The organism is Citrobacter sp. Ct235 (genome assembly GCF_030332305.1).
GTDB classification, from domain to species: Bacteria; Pseudomonadota; Gammaproteobacteria; order Enterobacterales; family Enterobacteriaceae; genus Citrobacter_A; species Citrobacter_A telavivensis.
Window position 1 is genome coordinate 1162646 of the sequence record NZ_JAOWIC010000049.1, and the last position, 18308, is coordinate 1180953.

Here is an 18308-nt window from a genome sequence, read left to right on the forward strand (position 1 = left end):
GTTTTGCCTTACCCTGCGCCGCAGATCTAACCGTCATTTATCTCTGGGATAGTGTAAAGCGTGAAGAATAGAACTCTGGGAAGTGTTTTCATCGTGGCGGGCACCACGATTGGCGCAGGGATGCTGGCGATGCCTTTGGCAGCCGCCGGGGTCGGTTTTGGCGTCACTTTTGCGTTATTAATTGGGCTGTGGGCGTTGATGTGCTACACCGCGCTGTTGCTGCTTGAAGTGTATCAGCACGTCCCGGCGGATACCGGACTGGGCACGCTGGCAAAACGCTATCTCGGACGCTACGGTCAGTGGGTAACCGGCTTCAGTATGATGTTCCTGATGTACGCGCTGACGGCAGCCTATATCAGCGGCGCGGGGGAATTGCTCGCCTCCAGTATCAGCGACTGGAGCGGGACGCAGATGTCGCCCACCACAGGCGTCCTGCTGTTCACCTTTGTTGCCGGCGGCGTCGTCTGTGTGGGTACCTCGCTGGTCGATCTGTTTAACCGTTTTCTGTTCAGCGCCAAGATCATCTTCCTGGTGGTGATGCTGGCGCTGCTGATGCCGCACATTCATAAAGTCAATCTCCTGACTCTGCCGCTTGAGCAGGGGCTGGCGCTTTCAGCTATCCCGGTCATCTTTACCTCTTTTGGCTTTCACGGCAGCGTTCCCAGCATCGTGAGCTACATGGAAGGTAATATTCGCAAACTACGTTGGGTGTTTATCACCGGCAGCGCGATTCCGTTAGTGGCCTATATTTTCTGGCAGTTGGCGACGCTGGGCAGTATCGATTCCACAACATTTATGGGACTGCTGGCAAATCATGCCGGTCTGAACGGGTTGCTCCAGGCGCTGCGGGAAGTTGTTGCCTCGCCGCACGTTGAACTGGCGGTGCATCTCTTTGCTGACTTAGCGCTGGCGACCTCCTTCCTCGGCGTCGCGCTGGGGCTGTTCGATTATCTGGCCGATCTGTTTCAGCGCCGTAATTCGACGTCTGGCCGGATACAAACGGGTGCGATCACCTTTCTGCCGCCGCTGGCCTTCGCCCTCTTCTATCCGCGAGGTTTTGTGATGGCGCTGGGCTATGCCGGCGTCGCACTGGCGGTACTGGCACTGATCGTTCCTTCACTGTTGGCATGGCAAAGTCGCAAACAGAATCCGCAGGCGGGCTACCGCGTGCGGGGCGGACGTCCCGCCTTAGCACTGGTGTTTATGTGTGGCATTGGGGTGATTGGCGTGCAGTTTTTGATAGCCGCGGGACTACTGCCCGAAGTGGGATAATATTATCGAGTGGATAGAAAAGGGGCTAATGCCCCTTTTCTCTTCGTGCTAGTGCAGACAGCACTGCTTGTATTTTTTGCCGCTTCCACACGGACACGGATCGTTACGGCCCACCTTCCCTTCCGCTTTCACCGGTACCTGCACCGGCGTCTCCTGCGGGTGCGCCATCCAGTACGCGTGGAGATCCAGCGCCGCGAGGCGAATCGCGTCAACGCTCTCTTCAAACGCTTCCGGAGTCAGTTTCTCAACCACCTCGAAATTCTCTTCTGTGCCGTGCAGCGCAATAGCATCCAGGGCCGGTTTCAGGGTGTCAGGTAACGCAGACCAGTCGGAAAGCGCGACGCCGCGCATGTAGCCAAAGCACCACTCTTCCACAATGGTAATCTCACGCCCTTCAATTTCGCGCAGACCAAACAGCGGTTCAAACTGTTCCGGGAAATCATTCAGCCGGTCAGCGGTGTCCGCCATATGCTGGAAAGCGAGATTCATAAAGCGCGTCATCTCTTTTTCAGAGGACCAGCGCGGCACATATTGCGCCCCACCCCATACGGCAACCAGCCACTGCTCTGGCTCAATTTCACGTGGCGAACTGAGTACAGCCGTCAGCAGCCCATCCAGTTCTGCCACGTCCAGAATGGCATGTTCGGTGTTGTACTTGGTCAGTACATCATCCAGCCACTCCAGTTCACTTTCATTCAACGGTCCCGTTTTCATCATGCTTGTCCTCGGTAAACACTCTCGCCAGCGGCTATCTTACATGGCGAACGAGGAAACCGATACTGATTGCCGCGGGATCCGTTAACACTGACTTCTGGTAGCAAGGGCTATACTTAACTCGTCATGCTTTACCAGGTTTTCATCATGAAACGATCGTCGAGTGCCTGTCCCGTCATTTTCACGTTATTTTTCCTTTCTTCTGCTCCGGTCGCCGCTAACGCGCTTCAGAGACAGGCCGAGATGGAACGCGATCTCAGCGCCACGACGCCAGGATGGGGGATAAACATGGATGGTGGCGGTGATGTCGGCATCGCTCTGTTTAGCAAACACAGCAGGAAACCCAGATTTTTTATCGGCGATCCGCTGATATCCGACAATTTCGCCACCCCCGGTGGTAACCCTGCCCGGGATGGGTTTGCCAATAATCCCGCCCGCGGTCTGTTTATGCGAAATGCCCCAATCCGCAGATAATTGTTGTCGCAGGGAATTCACAATCACAGTCAGGCGATCGTCTTCGGACTACAGCACGCGCGGGTACACCTGTTCGTCGAAAGTGTCATCAACCGTTCCTTAAGCGTGTATCACTTCTTTCTACAAAACAGATACGGCACATTGGCGTTTGAAAAGACATACGCTGATTGATATTCCTCTACGGCCAGGGTCAATTCGCCTCCTGTCCTCAGATAAAATTGGGATAATATCTTTTCGAGCGTTTCATCATTAACGGTATCGGAAAAGGTTTTGACAATGCGTACCGTATGTAAAATCCGCGTCCTGAACTGCTGGGTATAGTTAAAGTAGACCAGCCGATTCACATTAACACTTGTCTCCCCATCAACTTTCCCCGTAATGACAGCCAGCCCCTCCTTCTTATGCATCTGAAAGGAAACGGTACCTACAAAACGTGCATCATCAACATTCCAGTCGGCATCGCCAATACACTCCAGGTATGAAGATTTGAAGAGTATGTAAAACAGAAAAGCCCCGGAAATAACTGTCGTACCGAAGAACACGATCAGGAGCAAAACGGCGGTATTTTTATTCATTGGCTTAGGTTCCAGAAAAAATGAGATGAACAAAATGCCTCTGTGTCAGACCGCACATCTTTATTACAGACAAATGCCGCAGTACGTCCAGTTTTAGCGTAGCCCGTAAGAAAAATATAATTATTGTTCTGGCAAAAATGCGGATGCTTTTTTATTAACGTAGCGTAATTATCAGTGACTGGCTGCGTCACTTCATAATAGACATGGCAATCGTTGCCTGTCTTTTTATCCACAGGCATCGCCACAAAATTCTGAAATGGCATTTTCAATCGATTCTGATAAATAAACATGCCGTTGATTAACGTCACAACAAAGAAAAATGCGACTCCGATACTTAACCTGCGAGATTTTCGTATTGGCGTTTTTTCGCATACTACGTTTTCGCTGACCACCGTCTTTATTGATGGACTATCAGAAGCGGTAATATTCTGGAGAGGAAGCGGTTCAATCACAATGGTTGATGACAAGGTTAATCCCTGACGAGAAATGGTTTTTACCATGTTTCTGGGTAAACCTATCTCTTCCAGTGCCTTACGCAATGTTAAAATAGTCTGATAAAACGTATTAGGCATGGCTACAACGTCACGCTCTTTCCAGCCTTCGGTTACCAGTTCCTTTTGCTTGATAACCACACCCTGATTCAGGATCAGATAAAGGAAACATATCGTGGCGGGCTGCTGTAAATAAACAACATCTCCAGTCAATTGATTTTTCAGGCTTCGGGTCTGCGGATTGAACTCTACCGTTCCATTTATTAAATACAATTTCATCACCATGTCCTTTGGATGCGTCCTGTTATCCCCAAAAAAGGATTTTTGTCACGTGTATGGTTCACGCGATCCTGGCTTCAGAGAGACTCAACGAATTTCTTGCTTCAGATAAATCACTATCTGCCGACTTCGCGGGATCACAAATCCAGTGACAGATCTGACAACGCGCATAATCAGACATTATCCTGCCACAAGAGGGCAACGATACGTTCTGAATACCATAATAGCCATGCACTTTACTGTCTATAATTGCCTGGTATTCTTACTTGTTGCTTTTATCGCCTTCATCCTCAGGTACTCCTGATTGGCGGCATGACATCACTCTTTTGTCACGTCTTTTCTCTGGGCAAACAACGCTGTCATCGCAATGTCGCTCTCTGAGCATTCTGCCCTGGTGATGTCGGGTTATGGTTCCAGGATAATCGTTAATGCGTAAAATCTATGACAGAAAAGTGATATTGCATTCACAGGTGTATTTCGCTCTGAATGCACACCAGTTACGCATTACTTGCAAAAACAATGGAATATTTTTCATGTTCATTTTCCTCAGTGCTCTTAACTGGCTATTGCTGACAGCTCCCTCGCTAAGCAGCATGGTTCGTGCAATTGCCCTTTTTCCAAGTCCCGCCAGATAATATTCAATGATTACCCGTTCCCTGTTCGACAATGACCGGGTATGCAACGGGATTCGTTTATTCTGCTTGACCTGATCCAGCACGTAAAAGTACTCAGTCAGAGGCGCGTTTTTGGTCAATGAATAGCACCGTATTTGTGTAAAATGAGTTAACGTATCTGATGAACCCGCACGAAGACATTCTACACTGTTTGTAATATACACAGCCCCTCCTCCCGGATCAAAAACAACAATATCAGGTGATTTATCAAGACCGGTAAAGAACAACACTTGCTGCAAGCCGGTAATAAAATACTGGTCATATGAAAATATATGCATCGTGCATCACCCCATTCGTAATAACGATATTTTAATGCTTAAAAGCGCATGCGAAATATATCAATTGTACGTTACCCAGATATTGTCTTCCAGGAAGCCGGTCCGCTATCATTATGATCATCTGAACTGATGGGACTGGACTGGATATAATTCGCCGTAAACATGACCTGGCTGATGGATGTATAAAGTGGTATCGACCCTGCCCATGACATACCTGACCATGACTTCCTGTACTGCTCCGGTTGTTTCGTCAATATAGATCCGGTTGCCGCTGTACTTCAGTTAAATATCACGCCCGTCAACCACATTTTTACCACCATCATACGAAACGACGTTCTTTTGTACCTGCTGCGACAATGAGCATTGGGACACTAACGTTAATCTATATCACGGTAGCCGGGCTATTCGTGCAGCCGCCCGCAGGGTCTGTCTCCACAGATACTGGCTGTCATATTCCCGGTAACATTAATGGTGCCACTCTCACCTGCGGTATGTTGACTGAACAGTGCAGTAATTGCAGATGCCGTCAACAACGTTTTATTTATTACCGTTTTCACAGGCATAGACGATTCCTTTCGCATAGACTGACACGTATGAAATTTTATTTTGAGAATAGATAAGCCAAGCAACAGAGACACTTCCTGTTCTTGTTACATTGATTATTGCTGTAGATATCTTAAATTGTCATTTTAAATAGCCTTAAACGACCTTAAATGAGAAACATCAGCAATCTCACGAAAAAATGAAGTTCTTTAAGCTCATGATTTAAAAGAATATACACCTGTAACATTAAGTAATTAATACACAAAACTACGATAAACAAGGTACAGAAAAGCTTTCATGATTACTAATTTAAGCCAGTCAGAGAGGACATTTAACACAAAAAGCATTGAAATACTCTATCTGACACAAAACAATAACACAGGAAATGCATAAATATTTACCCTGTTTTAATAATCTGATACCAGTATCATTCGACGTTCCGATTTCTCTCACTTCAAATCCCATAACCCCCTCCGCTTACATAATCGTTATTATTACATGCTATAAAAGAACCCGTGGGTTACATTGCAGGATCCGAGTATTGAAACCTGAGATATCATGCCTTCTGCCATTGCATCAGAATAAGATTCAAGGCATTGCCCGAGGCAATAAGAAGCTTAAATTTGTTACTTTTACTTAACACTTGACTGGCTTGCTAAAATAAAATAATTCCAATTCACTGGAAAGTCCGAGAAATGTAAGGTCAGGATTAGCGAAATGACAGCAGTCTGGTAGCGCTGTCAATGAGAGCGTGGGTGTATGCATAAAGCATAACAACGACGGGCGCGAGTCGCCTTACTTTTTTATTTCTCCGGTCTGAAATACGCCTTTATTACTACAATGCGTGGAGATAGTATGATGGCAGAGAATAACCGCGTAAAACTAAAGGGTAATAGGGGTGAATGATGGCGACAATAACCAGACATGAAATAAATGAAGACTGGGCACTTGCCGGAATGGTTGAAGCTGGTGGGTTTGTTTTTGTGAGCTACTGTGTCGGAAATATCGGGCAGCCCATTGAGGCACAAATCAATGGCGCTTTTGATAATCTGAGTGAAAGACTCAGCACTATCGGCCTGACACTGGAGTCAGTCGTGAAAATTGACGCCCTGTTCCGCGACGTGTGGGATATTCCGGTCATGGAGAAAGTCATGAAGCAACGATTCAACGGTCAATTTCCTGCCAGAAAATCCATTCAGACTGAGTTTGCCCATCGCGGCGGGGCGTCAGGAATGCTGTTTCAACTTGACGCCATTGCTTGCCGATAATATTCCCCATCGTATTACAGACCATTCTTACGGCGTGATAAACGATCGCGCCGTAAGAACAGGCCCTCATGAATAAGCTTCACGCAGAAATAGCATGCCATTGACATTACTATCCCAGGCCTCGCTGTGTTAAAAATAAATTCACTGCCAGACTTACAAAGCCACACGAAAACAGGATCCGTAATCCTGACAAAATCGTGGGATGGTTTAGTACTTTGCGACGCATAAAGGATGAAAAAACACCATAAAGCATAAACACGAGCAGCGTCATTAACATGAATATCAGGCTCAATATCAGCATGTCCGTTGCAGGTGCAGTTGACGTAGTTTGAATAAACTGGGGTAAGAAGGCCAGAAAGAAGAGAGACAGCTTAGGATTTAACAGATTAATGAATATCGCATGCAGGATCACTTTCACGCCTGACTGAGTCACTTCGCAATCATCGGGTTGTAACGTCGATTTCTCCTTTATGATATTCCACGCCATGTACAGCAACCACAAGACTCCGGCATATTTGATGACAGTGAATGCCATTTCACTGGAGTAGAATATGGCGGCTAATCCCGTGATAGCGGCCAACATGTGCGGAATGATCCCCAGAGTACATCCCACGGCGGCCAACAGACTCAATGCCACACCACGCGATAAGCCCATCGCAATAGTGTAAATGGCCCCCGTTCCCGGTGAAATAATCACAATAAATGAGGTTAATAAGAATTCGATACCGATCTGCATAGCATTATCTCTGATAGACACATAACAGGAGCAGTCAGTGTTTATCAGGACAGACTTACAGATCTTGTAATAAATTGCAGTACCGTTAATTAACCACGGCGTAGCGATATTGCCCCGGCGTTATACCAGTCTGTTTCTGAAACGCGCGGGTGAGGTGGCTCTGATCGGAAAAACCCGCCATCATCGCAACATCAACCGTTCTCTTGCCTTGTGATAAGAGTTGTTTTGCCAGACGGACCCGGGACTGTAAAAGATAAGCATGCGGCGTTATGCCCACTTCACGGGAAAAGCGGCGAATGAGCTGGAATCGGGTGATGTCACACAGGCTGGCGAGCCCAGTCAACGTAATGTTTTCTTCCGGGGCATCATCGATGAACGCTTTGGCAAGCCGTACCGTCGGAGAATACGGAATACGCTGTGCAGCAGATAAGGTGTGATACTGTCCGGCCTGCATCAGACAGCGCATGATCGCCTCTTCAATCGCCATGGTGTCAGGCGCGCCGGCAGCCAATTGGCTAAAAAACTGTCGAATCATCAGGCCAAGAGCAGGATCGTTAACCACGGGTTTCAGGATTAAATCGTCTGCCGGTAAGTCAGCATTCCATTCCTTTATGAAGGCGTCGGGATTGATATAGAGCATATGCCAGCCCCGGGGACCTGACGCTGGGATCCCGTCGTGAATTTCGCCGGGGTTGACCATAATGATATCCCCTGCCACCGCGTGCACATTGCCGATATTACTCCATGAGCGTTGGCTACCCTGGATGAAAACCCCAATGCCGAATTGATCATGTGAATGGCGCGGGAAAGCACGCTCTGAATATAACGACAGGATTTCAACATCAGGTACCACGCAGCGGTGCTGCTTAACCTGGTGAACTTCTCTTTTCATGGTCGTTCTCTCATGGCAACGGATGCAGGGAATTCCTGGCTCACGCTAAAGATACCCTTTGAAACTGAGATAGACGACCGATCTTTTGCTATTTGCTGGAACTGAGCCCAGTCAATCCCGAACGAATAAGGAGCAGGTTTCCCCTGCCCCTCTCCCTTCCACTTACCAGTGGTATTTCACGCCTACCATTCCCTGCGCATTGCGATAGCTGTCGCTGCCCATTTGCCCGGAGACATTTCCCCAGACGGTCAATCGAGAAGTCAGTTGCCCTTCCACACCCACTTTCAGTTCAGCCAGGTCTTTCACTCCCTGGACGTCATTTTGCACCTCACCCATTGTCACTCGCGGGCTGTGTGAGTTGTGGATCCAGTTCGCTTCAACAAATGGCTGAATGCCTGCCATTCTGTCTTCTTCACCGGTGGGTTTACGATTGAAGTATGCTCTGGCACCCAGACTGGTCATCAGATTACCAGTGCTATCTACCTTCACCTGCGTACCGTAACGTTCCCGATGATCGTCCGCCTGCACATCCATCCAGACGACCTGCACTTTGGGCTGGATCCAGTAGGTCAATTGCTGACTTTCTCCGACCTTCAGGCTGTAACCCGCCTCAACCGCAGCCGTGATACCTTTGGATTTATACGCCTCACTTGCCTGATACTGACCATCGACGGTGTTATCAAACCAGTTATAGAGCATCCAGGTGTCTACATAACCCCCTGATTTATCAAGCTCGTTTTCATACCACGTGCCATACAGACCCACGCTGTAGCCGTCGACCTTACCACGGGAATTATGGTTATTTAACGTCGACGTGGTGCGGCTACGGCTGTTGGCATAGCCCGCCATGAGCCCAAGATGCCAGCGGTCCAGACCATCCGAACTCCACTGCGCCAGATCGCCCCCCATCTGCAGCACATAGTTATTACTCTGGGTTTTTAACTGTTCGCTGCTGTCGTGAAACCGTGTATGGATCCCCACGTTACGTATCCACATGCTGGTGGTTTTTTTCTCACCGGTTAGCACATCGGTATACTGCGTTTCGCCAGGACGATCGTGCAGTCGCGAGATGAACAAGGTATTTGCAGCCAGGTTGTTTGCCAGATAGCTGCCGAATTCCGGGCGAATCTGTGATGGGCCTCCCGGGTGTACCGGTAGTTGCGGGGTTTCTGGCGAAGCAGGCGCACCCGGGTCAGTAGGATCGTTCGGGTCAACCGGGTCAACGGGATCCACTGTGCTGCTTAAATACCAGTTGCTGCCGCGCCTGACCACATCATAATCGTACGCCCCGGCGACAATACGGCTCTCTTTTTCGAAAGTTCCGTCGGAGGTTCCTGCAACATTGACAATTTCAATCCCCTCAACCGTCTGTGCGCCCATACCGCCGATATTGTTGATTGCCACCAGGGTATGGCCGGAAGTATTTCCCTCGACGATGAGTTTGTCCGTCGCTGAGTTATCACTTCCGAGCGCCGTGTTCATTGTCAGGGTTCCACCGCCGCTATAATTGCCTTCGACGGTCAATGTCTTAAACGCGCCAGAACTGCCCGGCGCAAGCATACTAACGCGCCCTCCCTGCAACAACAGATTCGTGACGTACGAATTACCGGTCACCTCCCACACCGCACCGTTGGAGATATTCATGTTCAGGATGCCAACCCTGGCCGTATCACGTGCGGTATAACTGGCAGCCTTTAACCACGAGTTTGCATTGTTGAGTGTCATCTCCAGCGTGCCGCTGTCAGCCGCGCCAATATTACCTTCAACCTGTACGGTCCCGGTTCCCGATGAGTTTGCATCGATCCGGCTGTCGGCGCCCGTTGAAAAAAGAGACCAGTCAATTGACGGGTTATCATTAATAAACAACCCTTTCTGGATATCTGCTGTGCCCGCAGAGAGCACTTCAATCCCGGTAATTTTAGCCGCATGAGAACCCGCAGTTGAAATTGTCAGGTCATCCTGAAATTCAGCGTGAGTGGTCATTCCGGGTTGACCATCAATGTGGATCCCGGTAGCCGATTCGATACCATTTGACAGGGAGATGTGTGTTTGCCCTTTGAACTGGGCCTGACTTTCCAGTATCCGTAAACCCGTGTTCTGATGACCACCGTTGCTCTGGAGACTGAAATCATCATTAGCGACGAGTTTTGATCTATTAACAAGCGTAACGCCTTTGAGTTCATGCCCAGGGCTTGTGCCAGGTGACGTCAGATCTTCCCCCGTCAATGTCACGTCGCCATTGAATTCAAAGTCTGTCGCGTTGCCCGCAATAATGTGCCCGCCCACATAATCACCGGGAAAAGCCCATGGGCCTGTATTGGCGATGGCCTCTATAACCGTCCTGCCGCTGAACGTGAAACGGGTGTGGCTTCCGAGGTTGTCGTTCAACATGGAAATAATTCCCTGAGAACCTTTCAGATAAATGGAATCTGCCTCGAAGTTCACTTCATTTAAAACACCATAGGGAGCGGCCGGACGACTCGAGCCAGTGCTCCCCGTTACCCCAATAGCCATTTGATTCGTTTCAATATGAATGCTGTCAGCCTTAACATTCATCTTACTCCCTGCAGCGATGGTTATTCCGTTGCGTCCGTCGATAGAATGACTTCCAGGCGCACCATCTACGTAAACCTCAAACCGACCACCATCAAAATCCAGTTCACCATTATGAAGAGCAATGCCCGTGCGATGGGTTCCGGCCCCCTCTTGCGCAGACATATCCACTTTGAGATTGATTTTGTTATCTCCATCACTGAGGAAATTCAATTTCCCGCCCGGACCGGCGTAGATGGCATAGATGTCAGAGGAAGATCCAGGAACCGTATTGCTGACAACAACATTGCCCCCAGTAAAAATGATAGAGCTACCGGGATATGTGTCTCTTTGCCAGGCATATAACGCCGAACTGTTTTCGGCAGTAGAATTATTATTGTGTCCTATCACCGTTAAGGTTTTATCCTGAGAGATAGCAATCCTTACCGTACCATTCAGGGTGCTGATAATCGCACGCTGGTATGCAACTGATGTGGTTAATCCACTGGCATCTAACGTAACGTTGTCATCGTCTCCACTTACGGTGTGGTTCCCGGAATTAATGGGGGATACTCCGGTGATGAACTCACGGTCCACTAATTCCGCAGCGTCAACAGGGAAAGCGCATATTGCGGCACAACCTGATGCAGCTATTAATAATTGTTTCAATTTCCTTTGAGTCACTTGTCAGTCCTCCAGATCAAGCATGTTCCTTCCTGGTGTCTCTGCAATATTCTTTTCGAGACCCATGAAATAAACGTTTCCCTGCTAATGGTTCCAGGCAGAACCATTACATCATCTTTTTATTAAGTAATATTTCACGAATACTAAACCATTAAAAATGGAGTACCGCTTTGCCAATTAAGATAATTGGCATCCAATCGCCATTATTCCTATTAATTAAATAATCACTTCACCTGGCAGTAACTCCCTTTGTTTTCAAAAGAAATATTTTCGTCCTGCGCCATGTAAAAATCGGCAGAATATAAAATAAAGCGCACTGAAAACCACTGAAACTGTAAAATTCAGAATAATGGCCATATGTTAAAGGTAAAAATGCGTTCGAAACAGTAAATGATTCCATTCACTAAGAAAGAGAAGTAGAAATCTCTCTCGCTCAATATAGTCGGAAAAATAAAGAATGTATATCTCTTTTTATTTGTAAAAGTACCATGTTGTTTTTATATTTTACTTGTTAAATAAGGCGGGGATAATTCTTATATCTTTACTGAGCTTAAATTAATACTTGCTAAGCACAATATTGATTCTGTTTACATTAAGCCGCACCTACAGCACTTCGAGCGGCTGCGAATGAATAAATGATGCAATTCGACTTATCGCGCGGTTTGCTTCCGGTATTTTTCCTGCGGATGACTGGAATACGTGCCACAAGCCATTCCATACTTCAATGTGGACGTTAACACCTGCTTCTGTTGCCTGTTGCGCCAGGCGGATCGAGTCATCAAGAAGTAATTCGTCACTTCCTGTCTGTATCAGGATAGGGGGTAGTCCTGTCAGATCGCCATAAAGGGGGGAGACCAGTGGATTCGATGTTTCAGTTGCAGAGCAGTAGTATGCGACGGTTTGCCGTAAATCCTCAATAACGATCATCGGGTCCTTATCTGCACAAGAAGAAATAGTGGCACCCGATAAGGTGTAATCAAGCATAGGAGAGAGTAAGAAACTGGAGTGCGGCAACGGATAATGTTCGCTTTTCAGTAACAGGAGCAGAGATAAAACCAGCCCACCGCCGCTTGAGTCGCCGCCAAGAATGATGTCATCAGGCCGATAAGCCTGATTTAATAGCCACAGCCAGGCATATTTTGCATCCATCAGACCGGCAGGAAATGGATTTTCAGGGGCTAACGAATAATTGAGCGTGAGTGCATTCACTTTTGAACAATGGACAATATGTCCAACCAGTTTCCTGTGCGTAATACTGGATCCGAGAGCGTTGCCCCCACCATGAAGATACAGGATGACTTTACGCTTTTCTGCCTGCGAATGTCTTACCCACTCCGCTGAAATGCCCTCTTCCGCAATTGTTTCAATGCTGACATTTTCGGGTAACGGAGCATTCATTGCCCCTTCTTCCCATATTCTTCTTTGTTCATGAAGAGGCGTGTTAAGCACAAAATCTACATTACTCGCGTAGTCCCTGAAAAGTGCTTCCCTTTTGCGCTTCGCTTCGTTGCTTAACATTTTTTCGCCTCACTGCGAATTGACAGACAGGAGAGCAGTATACCGAAAAATCGTTCTGTTCCAGCACGACGCATCCCTTGTGATAACATCCTATCAGACTTTCTTTTGAGATCCGATTAAGGAAGTGACGGACTCGGCAATCGAGATAAACCAGAACGTCCTGAATGACGACAAGGATGAAACGATTATGTTTACTCTGATTGAACAGCCACTATCAAGCTGACGGTATCTATCCCGCGACAGGGTCATTGTCAGGAAAAATGTCAGGAACAAGAATCGCAGGCACAAAAAAACCACCCGTAGGTGGTTTCACGACACTGCTTATTGCTTTGATTATTCTGTTTTTTCCCATGGTACCCGGAGCGGGACTTGAACCCGCACAGCGCGAACGCCGAGGGATTTTAAATCCCTTGTGTCTACCGATTCCACCATCCGGGCTCGGGAAGAAAGTGGAGGCGCGTTCCGGAGTCGAACCGGACTAGACGGATTTGCAATCCGCTACATAACCGCTTTGCTAACGCGCCTTAAATCTTTGTCCTGCGACTGACACCCGCAATGGCCGATGTCGTAAACTGGAGCGGGAAACGAGACTCGAACTCGCGACCCCGACCTTGGCAAGGTCGTGCTCTACCAACTGAGCTATTCCCGCATCATCAAGCAAATCGTTAATCACTTGATTTTATTATCGTCTGGCAATCTGTGCTGCCGTTCGATGCGTTGCATTCTACTTACCTGACGCAATGAGTCAACGATATTTTTCGCCACGTAAGCTCGTTTGCTGAAATTTACGGCGAAACGATCACTGATCAAGCAAATCCCCGCGCGCGGCGTTCAGATACTGGAACATTGACCACAGTGTCAGGACTGCCGCAACGAAGAACAGCGCAATACCCGCGTACTCTACCCAAATATTCGGACGCCACAGCAGCCAGGCCAGCGCCGCCATTTGCGAGGTGGTTTTGACTTTGCCGATCCAGGAGACCGCCACGCTGCTGCGCTTACCCAGTTCCGCCATCCATTCACGCAGTGCAGAGATGATAATTTCACGTGCGATCATTGTGGCTGCTGGCAGTGTCACCCACCAACTGTGATAGTGCTCGGTCACCAGCACCATCGCAATCGCCACCAGTACTTTATCCGCGACCGGGTCGAGAAACGCACCAAAACGCGTACTCTGATTCCAGCGACGCGCCAGAAAACCATCAAACCAGTCGGTCACGGCAGCGATACAGAAAATCAGCGCAGCAACGAACGGCGCCCAGGTGAATGGCAGATAAAACACCACGACAAAGAATGGGATAAGGATGACGCGAAACAGCGTAAGCAACGTTGGAATATTAAATTGCATAGTGACGGGTAACTATCTGTTGTCAGAGAATTTACCCCTATGTTGCTACAGCGGCCTCAATGTTTCAACGACCAGAAGATCTTTTCTGCCAGACCTTGAGAAATACCCGGCACTTTTGCAATTTCCTCAACGCTGGCGTTACGTAATCCTTGCAAACCACCCATATATTTCAACAACATTTGGCGACGCTTCGGCCCGACACCTTCGATGGTCTCCAGCGTACTGGTGTTTTTCACCTTTGCCCTTTTTTTACGGTGGCCGCCGATGGCATGATCGTGTGACTCATCGCGGATATGCTGGATCACATGCAGCGCCGGTGAATCCGGCGGCAGGCTGAATCCCTCGCCTTCCGGTTCAAAGAACAAGGTTTCCAGGCCGGCTTTACGGTCAGCGCCTTTCGCAACCCCTAACAGCAGGGGGCGATTTTTATCCCAGGGGACATCCAGTTCAGCGAAAACGGCCTTCGCCTGCCCCAGTTGCCCTTTTCCGCCGTCGATCAGGATAACATCCGGGATCTTACTTTCTTCGATAGCTTTACCATAACGGCGACGCAGTACCTGATTCATTGCCGCATAATCATCGCCCGGCGTGATGCCGGTGATATTGTAGCGACGATATTCTGCACGCAACGGCCCGTTCGCATCAAAGACCACGCAGGATGCCACCGTCTGCTCGCCCATCGTATGGCTGATGTCGAAACATTCCATTCGTTTTACTGCCGGCAACTTCAACACGGTCGCCAGTGCCGTCAGACGCTGGGTAATGGTCGACTGCTGCGAGAGTTTTGTGGTCAGTGCCGTGGCGGCATTGGTGCGCGCCAGTTTCAGATAACGCGCGCGATCGCCTCGGGGTTTGGTCTGCACATTAATGCGACGCCCGGCCAGTTCAGAGAGAGAATCCGCCAGTAGCGTTTTGTCGTCCAGATTGAAATCCAGCAGGATCTCGCCAGGCAATGTGCGCATCTGGCTGCCCTGGAGGTAAAATTGCCCGACGAAGGTCTCAACCACTTCGCCCAGTTCAGTCCCTCCCGGCACTTTCGGGAAATAACTGCGGCTTCCCAGCACTTTCCCCTGGCGGATAAAGAGTACGTGTACACAGGCCATTCCGGCATCAAACGCGACGCCGATCACATCCAGATCGTCGCCCGCATTAGAGACGAACTGTTTCTCCGTTACCCGCCGCACGGCCTGGATCTGATCGCGTATACGCGCGGCCTCTTCGAACGCCAGGTTTTGACTGGCCTTCTCCATCCGCGCGATCAGTTGGGTTAAAACCTGGTCATCTTTGCCGGACAAAAACAGCCGGACGTAGTCAACCTGCTGCGCATACTCTTCTTCACTCACCAGACCTTCGACGCAGGGGCCGAGGCAGCGGCCGATCTGATATTGCAGACACGGACGTGAGCGATTGCGATAAACGCTGTTTTCACACTGGCGGATCGGGAAAATTTTCTGCAATAGCGCCAGCGTTTCACGGACGGCATAGCCGTTGGGGAACGGGCCAAAGTATTCACCCCGGGTATGTTTCGCCCCACGGTGCATTGCCAGTCGGGGATGGGTATCCGCGCTGAGAAAGATAAAGGGATAGGATTTGTCATCGCGCAGCAGCACGTTGTAACGCGGCTGATACAGCTTGATGTAGTTGTGCTCAAGCAGCAACGCTTCCGTTTCGGTGTGCGTCACCGTCACATCAATTTGCTGAATAAGCGCAACCAGCGCTTCGGTTTTACGCGAAGCCAGGTTGCTGCGGAAATAGCTGGAAAGCCGTTTTTTCAGGTCTTTCGCTTTACCCACATAGATAACCGTACCACCGGCATCATACATGCGATAAACGCCGGGTTGACTGGTTACGGTTTTTAGAAACGCTTTCGCGTCAAACTGATCGCTCACTGGCTTGTTAACGTCTCCGCATTACACAGGCCATGGCGAATTGCCAGGTGAGTCAGCTCAACATCACCATGAATGTTTAGTTTACTGAACATACGATAGCGATAACTGTTCACCGTTTTAGGACTGAGATTCAACTGCTCCGAAATCTCATTAACCTTCTGACCTTTGGTGATCATCAGCATAATCTGCAATTCACGCTCAGACAAACTGGCAAACGGCGTTTCCGTTTTTTCGGGTTCAATCTGGCTTAATGCCATTTGCTGTGCGATGTCAGAAGCAATGTATCGCTGCCCGGAATAAACCGAGCGGATGGCATTCACTACTTCCTGAGGTGCCGCCCCTTTACTCAGGTAACCTGCGGCCCCGGCCTGCATCACTTTTGCCGGCAACGGGTTTTCCGTGTGGACGGTCAACATGATCACTTTAATATCGGCAGTCGAACGCGCAATTTTGCGCGTGGCTTCAAGGCCACCAATACCGGGCATGTTCATGTCCATCAACACAACATCGACGGTGTTGGCGCGACACCATTTCACGGCATCCTCACCGCAACCGGCTTCACCGACAACTTTTATGCCCTTTATATCTTCAAGAATGCGTCGTATCCCTGCGCGCACCAGTTCGTGGTCATCAACAAGAAGAACGTTGATCAAAGGAATATCTCCAGAATAGGGATAACGCTACTGATAGTGGATCCCCACTATATTAGCGGGTTTTATCTCAACTTTGAAACGTAAAAAACGTCCGGTTCCCGATTTTGCTCTCGTTTTTGGAAATTAGCCTATACATTTTGTGGAAACTTTCACTAAGAACAGCCAGTTACTCACGTTATTTCGGGAGCAAGGTTTCACAATAGTGACAAAAGCTCGCTATCCCCTGCCTAAATGCTAAATAGCCGGGCAAGTTTGTAACAATAATTAACGAGTAAAATACTCGGAATAAACAATAGATGAAGAAAATATTGGCTTCTCATGTTGTTGTTTAATTTAACTCCTCTGGTGTGATTTCCGATCAAAAAACAACCACTGCTATTTTTTCCTCAGCTTATGGTATACTCCGCGGCCTTAACATTTACCATCGCACATTTTTACTGAGACATTACGAGGAAAATAAATGAGTACGCCTGATTTTTCCACTGCCGAGAATAATCAAGAACTGGCTAACGAAGTCACCTGCCTGAAGGCGCTGTTAACGCTGATGCTGCAAGCCATGGGCCAGGCCGACGCAGGCCGCGTGATTCTTAAAATGGAAAAACAGATCGCGCTGGTCGAAGACGACGCGCAGGCAGCAGTATTTTCCAGCACTGTTAAGCAAATTAAACAAGCTTACCGTCAGTAAAGAAAAACCGGCTGAGAGCAACGCTTTCAGCCGGTTTGTCGTCTGCCACGCAGAACGCTCATTATTTCAGATAAGACCGGTCGCCGCGGCATAGCACGCAATCTGCGTCTTATTAGGGGCGTTGAACTTCTTCTGCATATTCTTCTGGTGAAAGTTAACCGTGTTTTCTGATATCGACAGAATCATCGCGATTTCAGCAGAGGTCTTCCCTTCCGCCGTCCATTTCAGAATCTCTTTCTCCCGTTTGCTAAAACGCATTTCCGGCGCCATCACCATCTCATCCTCGAGGCGGGAAAGCACCGTCAGGCTTTCGCGAACCAGCAACTGCAGCTTCAATTCCACCTCATCTCCCGCAAACGGCGTATTACGCAGACTCGACCGCGAGACCGAGAGAAAGCCCAGCGCACGGTTTGGTAACATCAGACACTGCGTGATCCCTTTGCGCAATCCGTGCGTACGAGCGGCATCCCACATCGTCTGCGCGTCACTGAATAATGCGTCACTCCAGGGAAGATGTCCCTGAATGAAGTTTTCCGGCTTCAGGACCGGATCAATCGCGAAATAATTTTCCGCCTGGTATTGTGAAACCCACGCATCGGGATAGGTGGTATGAAGGGAAATTTTAGGGCGGGTAAACGGAACCGGATGTCTGACACACAGCGCGTAATAATCAAATTCCAGCAATTGCGTCTGCTGCTGTAATTCGCTATAGACCTCCTCTGCGCTTGTCATTTCGTGAAAGCGTAACAGCATCGTCCGTCGCCAGGTAAAGAAATCTAAATCCTGCATACTCAGTATTCGCG

18 protein-coding genes and 3 tRNA genes are annotated in these 18308 nt (G+C 48.8%); 4 read left to right on the plus strand and 17 right to left on the minus strand.

Translation table 11 applies throughout. The features are described 5' to 3' along the window. The first annotated feature begins 60 nt into the window (after positions 1-60). The gene (tyrP, locus tag OGY35_RS22655) at positions 61-1272 is read left to right on the plus strand and encodes a tyrosine transporter TyrP (protein WP_286633511.1); all 1212 of its coding nucleotides are present in this window, start codon (positions 61-63) and stop codon (positions 1270-1272) included. 48 nt (positions 1273-1320) lie between these two features. On the opposite strand, the gene OGY35_RS22660 is transcribed toward tyrP, so the two are convergent. The 6 genes from OGY35_RS22660 to OGY35_RS22680 form a co-directional block, all read right to left on the minus strand. Then, the gene (locus OGY35_RS22660; RefSeq protein ID WP_152406304.1) at positions 1321-1986 is read right to left on the minus strand and encodes a YecA/YgfB family protein; all 666 of its coding nucleotides are present in this window, start codon (positions 1984-1986) and stop codon (positions 1321-1323) included. Positions 1987-2172: 186 nt separating this feature from the next. Continuing rightward, on the minus strand, positions 2173-2487 hold the full coding sequence (locus tag OGY35_RS22665) for a hypothetical protein (protein ID WP_286633512.1): 315 nt from the start codon (positions 2485-2487) through the stop codon (positions 2173-2175). Between the two features lie 83 nt (positions 2488-2570). Next, positions 2571-3035, minus strand: a complete 465-nt coding sequence (locus OGY35_RS22670; RefSeq protein WP_286633513.1) for a YqeJ family protein — start codon at positions 3033-3035, stop codon at positions 2571-2573. After that, entirely contained in the window at positions 3032-3805 is a 774-nt protein-coding gene (locus OGY35_RS22675; RefSeq protein WP_286633514.1) for a winged helix-turn-helix domain-containing protein, read from the minus strand. The genes OGY35_RS22670 and OGY35_RS22675 overlap by 4 nt, the downstream gene beginning before the upstream one ends. Positions 3806-3866: 61 nt before the next feature. After that, on the minus strand, positions 3867-3986 hold the full coding sequence (locus tag OGY35_RS24460) for a CPCC family cysteine-rich protein (protein WP_353655495.1): 120 nt from the start codon (positions 3984-3986) through the stop codon (positions 3867-3869). Positions 3987-4244: 258 nt separating this feature from the next. Then, positions 4245-4757, minus strand: coding sequence for a LuxR C-terminal-related transcriptional regulator (locus OGY35_RS22680; RefSeq protein WP_286633515.1), 513 nt, complete (start codon positions 4755-4757; stop codon positions 4245-4247). A gap of 1445 nt (positions 4758-6202) precedes the next feature. Between OGY35_RS22680 and OGY35_RS22685 the strand changes: the two genes are divergently transcribed. Next, entirely contained in the window at positions 6203-6568 is a 366-nt protein-coding gene (locus tag OGY35_RS22685; RefSeq protein ID WP_235922406.1) for a RidA family protein, read from the plus strand. A 109-nt stretch (positions 6569-6677) separates the two neighbouring features. Here OGY35_RS22685 and OGY35_RS22690 read toward each other — a convergent pair whose 3' ends face one another. The 10 genes from OGY35_RS22690 to uvrY form a co-directional block, all read right to left on the minus strand. After that, the gene (locus tag OGY35_RS22690) at positions 6678-7304 is read right to left on the minus strand and encodes a LysE family translocator (RefSeq protein WP_286633516.1); all 627 of its coding nucleotides are present in this window, start codon (positions 7302-7304) and stop codon (positions 6678-6680) included. 85 nt (positions 7305-7389) lie between these two features. Then, a complete protein-coding gene (locus tag OGY35_RS22695) occupies positions 7390-8196 on the minus strand; it encodes a helix-turn-helix transcriptional regulator (protein WP_152403999.1) in 807 nt (268 codons plus the stop codon). 162 nt (positions 8197-8358) lie between these two features. Continuing rightward, positions 8359-10962 carry an autotransporter outer membrane beta-barrel domain-containing protein gene (locus OGY35_RS22700; protein ID WP_286633517.1) on the minus strand — a complete coding sequence of 868 codons (2604 nt, stop codon included), beginning with the start codon at positions 10960-10962 and terminating at the stop codon, positions 8359-8361. Positions 10963-12015: 1053 nt separating this feature from the next. Then, positions 12016-12930 carry an alpha/beta hydrolase gene (locus OGY35_RS22705; protein ID WP_286633518.1) on the minus strand — a complete coding sequence of 305 codons (915 nt, stop codon included), beginning with the start codon at positions 12928-12930 and terminating at the stop codon, positions 12016-12018. Between the two features lie 351 nt (positions 12931-13281). Continuing rightward, positions 13282-13368: transfer RNA gene (locus OGY35_RS22710), tRNA-Leu, on the minus strand. A gap of 12 nt (positions 13369-13380) precedes the next feature. Next, positions 13381-13454 (minus strand) — tRNA-Cys (locus OGY35_RS22715). Between the two features lie 49 nt (positions 13455-13503). Then, positions 13504-13579 (minus strand) — tRNA-Gly (locus tag OGY35_RS22720). 150 nt (positions 13580-13729) lie between these two features. After that, a complete protein-coding gene (gene pgsA, locus OGY35_RS22725; RefSeq protein ID WP_042318323.1) occupies positions 13730-14278 on the minus strand; it encodes a CDP-diacylglycerol--glycerol-3-phosphate 3-phosphatidyltransferase in 549 nt (182 codons plus the stop codon). Positions 14279-14334: 56 nt separating this feature from the next. Then, positions 14335-16167, minus strand: a complete 1833-nt coding sequence (gene uvrC / locus OGY35_RS22730; RefSeq protein WP_152403995.1) for an excinuclease ABC subunit UvrC — start codon at positions 16165-16167, stop codon at positions 14335-14337. After that, entirely contained in the window at positions 16164-16820 is a 657-nt protein-coding gene (uvrY, locus tag OGY35_RS22735; protein WP_178823572.1) for a UvrY/SirA/GacA family response regulator transcription factor, read from the minus strand. The genes uvrC and uvrY overlap by 4 nt, the downstream gene beginning before the upstream one ends. Positions 16821-17213: 393 nt before the next feature. On the opposite strand from uvrY, the gene OGY35_RS24620 reads away from it, so the two are divergent. Next, positions 17214-17261, plus strand: coding sequence for a hypothetical protein (locus OGY35_RS24620; RefSeq protein ID WP_418656714.1), 48 nt, complete (start codon positions 17214-17216; stop codon positions 17259-17261). Between the two features lie 19 nt (positions 17262-17280). After that, positions 17281-17505: a DUF2594 family protein gene (locus OGY35_RS22745; RefSeq protein ID WP_042318315.1), complete on the plus strand. Its 225-nt coding sequence runs from the start codon at positions 17281-17283 to the stop codon at positions 17503-17505. A gap of 66 nt (positions 17506-17571) precedes the next feature. On the opposite strand, the gene sdiA is transcribed toward OGY35_RS22745, so the two are convergent. Next, on the minus strand, positions 17572-18294 hold the full coding sequence (gene sdiA, locus OGY35_RS22750; protein ID WP_152403989.1) for a quorum-sensing transcriptional regulator SdiA: 723 nt from the start codon (positions 18292-18294) through the stop codon (positions 17572-17574). Between the last annotated feature and the right edge of the window lie 14 nt (positions 18295-18308).